This window comes from Alicyclobacillus pomorum DSM 14955, from assembly GCF_000472905.1.
In the GTDB taxonomy this organism is placed as follows: domain Bacteria; phylum Bacillota; class Bacilli; order Alicyclobacillales; family Alicyclobacillaceae; genus Alicyclobacillus_A; species Alicyclobacillus_A pomorum.
On the sequence record NZ_AXAR01000036.1, the window covers coordinates 1 to 1,515 of the forward strand.

Annotated in this window: 2 pseudogenes; both read left to right on the forward strand. The window is 46.9% G+C overall.

Annotated elements, in window-relative coordinates:
* Positions 1-421: 421 nt before the first annotated feature.
* Positions 422-625, forward strand: a pseudogene (locus YWK_RS22985) (transposase); the annotation flags it as partial.
* A 63-nt stretch (positions 626-688) separates the two neighbouring features.
* A pseudogene (locus YWK_RS22990) lies at positions 689-885 on the forward strand (IS3 family transposase); the annotation flags it as partial.
* Positions 886-1,515: the final 630 nt, after the last annotated feature.

Here is a 1,515-nt window from a genome sequence, read left to right on the forward strand (position 1 = left end):
AAGCTGAATTCATCCACAATGTGCGAGTATCCATAACATCGCAGATATCGGTACATATGATGAACTCAAGATGGTTGATTATAACAAACTGGAACCACTTCCCATTTCCAAACGGAGGTTGATTTATCGCGTATCATGACCGAACGCATCGATGCAGAAAAGCAGATAAGCATAATAAGACAGAGGGAGTGAGATTGAAATTGAATAAGAGCATGGGATTCGCAGACAAAGCGCTACTTATTCTTGGAATTACCTTAGCTGGTGTAATTGCTTTTGTTCTTGTGATGGGCGTAATTATTGCAGTCATTAAATTGTTTATGGAAAATAACATGCGTTCCGTACGAATTAATTCCGCCCCCATGCTGTTTAGTGAACCCAAGAAACCGGACACCAGGTAGGAGGACAGGGTTACACTAGAGTTATGAAAAAACAGTACACACCAGAATTCAAAGCTAAGGTCGTCGCAGAAACCCTCAAAGAAGAAAAGAGTCTCTCCGAAATTGCAGCAGAATACGGCGTTCATCCAGCTCAAGTGAGCGAATGGAGGAAAATGGATCTCGAGAAACTTCCCGATGTATTCGTAGATGAACGAAAGGCTGCGAAAGAAAAGAAAGCACAAGAACAGAAGATAGACCGCTTATTTTCACAAGTTGGTAAGCTGACCACTGGTGGCTATCATCGACTGGGATACATTGCCAGTTGGCAACTCGATCAGACCCTTGAGATGCCCTTTGTCCTAACAACAGTGAAAGCCGCGCTACGCCAGGCAAGACCAGAGATTATGAATAGCGACCAAGGTAGCCATTTTATCAGTGAACAGTACACGGACTTGCTGAAGGAAGCTGGCGTCAGAACAGTATGGATGGCAAGAACCGAGCATTGGACGCCGGCACCAATCACTTGGATATAGACCTCCGGCAGAGGTTTATTTTGAGAAACATACTAGCGTAGAAGCTCCAACAGATATCTGGAAGGTCAGTATAAACACTATTAACTTAATCTATAAAATTGCGTCTACAAATGGGTGCACCTTAATGGATCGTGATCCGAAGGCAGAGTTGATCGCTGCCCCGTTTGAGCAAAGACTGGCCGAGGCGATTCAACTTCATGAAGAAGCCTTGGCCGGAAATGAAGACGCTCTTTGGGAAGCGAACCGAGTCATCGAACGATTGCGTCTGGATTATCCGGGCCATGCGATAGCGGACGCGTATCATGGAAGCGTACTGGTGCTACTGGCAGGACGAGGCGCGACCCGATGGAACGGCGAAAGTGGGCGAGGCGCGGACTTAAGCTNCTTCATAAAGCTGCCGCTTGTTCTCCCCAGGATCGTACGATCCGCATGCTTCGCGACAACATTGCATTCCGATAGACTGAACGCTTAGCTTTCATAAGGTGGTGAAGCAAATGCCCAAGGGCAATTTGGATTTCTCGAGGATTTTTGGCGAAATCAGGCGAGGATTCATCCGTTTCGCCGGCAGCTATGGACAGGCTGTTAATGGCGGTGCGAATGTGGCC